At 41.0% G+C, this 4488-nt stretch carries 5 protein-coding genes; 2 read left to right on the top strand and 3 right to left on the bottom strand.

The features are described 5' to 3' along the window. Positions 1-699 (bottom strand): protein-disulfide reductase DsbD domain-containing protein (locus ACZFYI_RS16265; RefSeq protein WP_462525183.1); only part of this gene is annotated, 699 nt, incomplete at its 3' end. 24 nt (positions 700-723) lie between these two features. Between ACZFYI_RS16265 and ACZFYI_RS16260 the strand changes: the two genes are divergently transcribed. After that, complete coding sequence (locus tag ACZFYI_RS16260; protein WP_462525182.1) at positions 724-858, top strand: hypothetical protein; 135 nt, start codon at positions 724-726, stop codon at positions 856-858. A gap of 3 nt (positions 859-861) precedes the next feature. On the opposite strand, the gene ACZFYI_RS16255 is transcribed toward ACZFYI_RS16260, so the two are convergent. After that, positions 862-2535, bottom strand: a complete 1674-nt coding sequence (locus ACZFYI_RS16255) for an alpha-L-fucosidase (protein WP_462525181.1) — start codon at positions 2533-2535, stop codon at positions 862-864. A gap of 377 nt (positions 2536-2912) precedes the next feature. Between ACZFYI_RS16255 and ACZFYI_RS16250 the strand changes: the two genes are divergently transcribed. After that, positions 2913-3773 carry an AraC family transcriptional regulator gene (locus ACZFYI_RS16250; RefSeq protein WP_462525180.1) on the top strand — a complete coding sequence of 287 codons (861 nt, stop codon included), beginning with the start codon at positions 2913-2915 and terminating at the stop codon, positions 3771-3773. Between the two features lie 531 nt (positions 3774-4304). Here ACZFYI_RS16250 and ACZFYI_RS16245 read toward each other — a convergent pair. Then, positions 4305-4488, bottom strand: a 184-nt coding sequence (locus tag ACZFYI_RS16245; RefSeq protein WP_462525179.1) for a hypothetical protein, incomplete at its 5' end; no start/stop codon positions are given.

The raw sequence follows: 4488 nt of genomic DNA, 5'->3' as shown, positions 1-4488 counted from the left end.
AAAAACACATGGGGTAAATGTTACCAATATACCTGCTAATAAAGTTCCTAAAAATAAAATCCATAGACTAATTTCTTCTTCTTTTAATTCTTCTTTAGGTTCATTCTTTATAACACTTTTAGATATTAAACTTTCTTGATTTGAAAGGTTTTTTAAAGAATTAACTTCGGTTGTATCAATTGGAGATATAGCTCCCTCTACAAAATTTTTGTCTTCTTCTACTTGATTTTTTGGTAATTTAAACGTAAAAACTTTATCTTGTTGAATACATTGTTCTTTACATGCTTGGTATTCTAAATATACTTTTACTTCCTTTAAATTTGAATTTGAAACTTTTATAACTTGCTTAAATTGAGCTGTTTCTGCAAAATAATATTCATCAACTTCAAAAATATCGTTGAATACTTTTTTGTACGGACTTTCTTTTGTTTTCCCGACTAAAGTAAAATTTCCTTTGGCATTTTTATAATCAAAAAAAGCGGGCAAGGCTCCTCCTTCTGGTGTAAATTGAGAATATATATGCCATTCCTTTTCAATGGTTGCATCCATAATTAATTCAAACTCATTGTCTGATAATTGTTTTACTGACGTTTTCCATTTTACCGGATCTAAAATTTGTGCTTGTGTAATCGTAAAAGTTGAAAAAAGCCAAACGATAGCGGCACAGATAATCAGAAAACGATGCTTTTTGTTTTTCATGGTTTTTGGGAAAAGGGCCAATCGATGCAGCCCTTGTATTGGATTGATATCAGGACTGATGCAGGTTTGGCTTGGATGGGTTATTACATAGTTTGGTTTCAAAGCTTACGGGACGATCGATTTCTACAGCGATTGGGTTTGGCCTATCGGATTTTTTGAATTTTAATTGAACAAAGCGACTTCGTAGATTCCAGGAATGCCCTCAAAATCCGTGATTGTCAGTTTCACCTTTTTGGAGCTCACTTCCGGAAGGTTGATTTCCGACTTTTCCCCGATCGATGACCCTTGATGGATTTTTACCCAATTTTCGCCCCCCAGTATATGGATTTCATAGGCCTTGATGGAGGTGCCTCGTTCATATAGAATTGCCTTTTTGATACTTTTAGCTTCACCCAAGTCAATTTCAATCCAAGGATTCTGGTCTGTGGTCTCCGGCTCCCAAAACGACCCTGCCCAGTCTCCGTTTGTGATGGAGCTCAACTCCACCCATTGGAAATTTGACCAATGTCCATCAAGGTTGGAGGATGCAGTAACCGGTTTTTTGTAGGAAAGGGAATTGGCACTGATGTCGATTGGATCGACGGCCATGATGTCGCTTTCATATTCCAGTTCGATGATCGTATGGAGAGGACGTATTTCCAGAATGTCCAATTCAATAGAATAACCCGATTTTTCCTTTTTCAGCCGCAAATTGCCGCCATCTGAAAGTTTGCATGATTTGAGATCAATCCCCAGGTCGGGAATCTCGATTTTGGTGGAATTTCCGTTCCACTGCAACACATGCAGATAGGCCATATTTGCTTTCCTCGTGCTCACGCCCCAATCTGTCGGCTTAAATGGACCACCCCGTGTACCGTAAATGGAAAAGCCATATTTTTTCATCCAGTCGCCGATTTCCTGCAGCCGCTCCACCTGCAGGGGTTCTATTGAGCCATCCGCCTTGGGGCCGATATTCAACAAGAGATTGCCGTCGCCTCCCGCGGAGCGGACAAGCGTTTGCAGGCACTGTTCCAATGACTTTACCTCATCGTTTGGCTTCCATGCCCATTGGGTAGCGATGGTCATGCAGGTTTCCCAAGGTCGGTCGATCTGAAAATTCCCCACCCGCTGTTCCGGAGTGTCAAAATCTCCTTTTGCCCCTGTTCTGTTGTTTACAAGAATTCCGGGTTGCACTTGTCTAATCCGGTCGATTACACTTTGTCCCCTGATCGAATCAAACTGCTGTGGGACATCATACCACATCAGCAACAGTGGACCGTACTTTTCGATGATCTCTACCGATTGGTTTTTTAGGTATTCCGTGTACCTGTCAATATTGGATGTTTCACGGACTACAGTGCCTCCAGGACTCGTCAAGGGAAAATCGGGGTGATGCCAGTCACAGGTGGAGTGGTAGAAGGCCAGAGGCATACCATGTTTTTTGCAGGCTGCGGCGAGTTCGGCCATGACATCACGACCAAAGGGTGTGTTCATGATGTTGTAGTCGTTGTAACGGGTATCCCAGTTGGAAAAACCGTCGTGGTGCTTGGAGGTAAAGACCATGTATTTCATGCCCGCAGCTTTGGCAAGAAGCACCCATTCTTCTGCATTAAAATTCACCGGGTTGAACCGAAGGTAAAGCGAGTCGTATGTCGGAATCGGTACTTCAAGTCCTCGCGACCAGCCAATCTCCGTCCCGACCTCAGTCACAGGCCCCCAGTGGATGAACATCCCAAAGCGTGCGTCTTTCCACCACTCGAGCTTCTCCGCATGATCTTCAGGGAAGATTGGGTCATTTTGGATGGCTGGTTTGCAGGAAATACAGCATATCAGCACGACGAAAATATATAAGAGCAATTTTGGGTTTATTGTCATGTTCGAATCTTGGTCTATTGTATCAATGCATGGCTCCAAACTGAATTTGAAGCATGTTTGTGCCTCTATCTATGCCAAATACTTAAAGGATACTTTATCCGATTATCTGGATTTTCCATTCTCTTGTTTTGAATGGTGTATACCGCCAATTCACCGGAGAAAAGCCCTCGGCTCCACCATTCAAACTTGGATGTTCCCTGTACCTTGTTACAGAAGCGACGTGATATACAAAAGTAAATTTCCATACCATTTACTTTTTATACATTTGATGTAAAGATTTATACTATTACGACTTAGTGATCAAATCTTTTCGATTGGTAATCGACCTCGTTTATGTGAAATATCGAAAATTCAAACAAATGAATATTGACACAGCCAATAACTTATTCAGCTTTCAGCTCCGGAATATTGCACTTTTGAGATTTGATAAAGATGAGGAGTATAAGGAGGTGATCAGTCCGTTTTCAAGAATATACCTAATCAATGAAGGAAGTGGTTCTTTGGAAATCGGGGGTTCGGTTGTTTCCTTAGAGCCGGGCTATGTTTACCTTATCCCAAGCTTTGTATCCTGCTCCTATTTTTTCCAAAAAGGTCTTTCCCATTTCTATGTGCATTTTAGTATTGATCATCCCAGTGGATTAAGCCCTTATCTGTTTTATTCTGTTGTTCATAAAGTGAAGGCAAACGAACTGGATTCTTTACTTTTCCAACGGCTATTGGGCATCAATCCTGATCTGGAACTTCCCCATCACGACCCAAACGTGTACCAGAAAAAATTATGGTTGAACAAAAAGACAGTGTTCCGCACAGCGAGTAGCCATCTCGAAACGGTCGGGATTTTGTCGCAAATTTTCTCAAGATATACCGAAATCGTAGATGGCAGCAATCTGAATGATATGCTGCGGCACAATCTTGACAAGATTTTATTGCATGTGCAGGTCAATATCAACAGGCCTATCAAGGTAAAGGAGCTTGCAGATATCGCATGCTTTTCGAAAGACCATTTTTCGAGGTTATTTAGGTCAATCGTGGGTTTTTCACCCGGAGATTATATTTTGCAAAAGCGACTTGAAAAAGCAAAGTTTCTTCTGCTTTCCACCAATCTCCCCCAAAAAGAAATTGTTGAGCTTACCGGCTTCAATAGTATCCCCTATTTTTCGAGAATATTCAAGAAATTCTCAGGATGTACTCCCGATTCTTATAGGAGAAAAAGGGGATAGAAGTTTTTCAGACTAATTCTCAGCTGCTTTTGGGCGCTACGCGAGGCTCAGGCAGCGGTGAATCACTCACGATTTCCCGTCAAAAAGAACGCAGGGGATATTTGGAAAGAGCTGATTACAAACTTTCGAAAGTTGATTTACCTCCTTCCCGCGGGAGGATTTAGGATTCTAAGCCATTAAAGGCGGAGTCAGTTCCCGTCCGCTGTCATTGATCCGCTTCGCCCCGTCGCGACGGTAAGCCCACTCGATCCTTAAACAAGGTTATGGATGTGTTGCTCTCTTTTGTAAATTTCCTTACCCACTCTATTGATGTGGTCTAGAAATTCAGCGTTGCTTATCTTATCATAGATTGAAACATCAAATTTGTAGCCATTTTCCACTTTCCTAGACATATAACTAAAAACCTATAAATCCAATCCATTCACCTAAATTTTGGATTGAAAAAATTCATTGGGAAAAGTAAGGACGCGTGAAAAAACTTGCCTTAACCACTGTCGCACTATGATAAATCCCGATTGTTATGCCAGGTTTTTATTTCAATTTGATCCTTTTTTGAGTCATTTTTCCATTGTCGGATCTGAATTCTAACACGAGTTCATTTTCGTCCTTTTCAATATTTTCGAACAAATCTGTCAATCTCATAACTTGGTTCTTACCCAATGAATTTTCGATTTGGTTAGATTCGAATTTCATAGTGTACATTTTATCAGTCATA

It is taken from the genome of Aquiflexum sp. (assembly GCF_977115555.1).
This window is presented reverse-complemented; position numbering and strand designations above follow the sequence as displayed.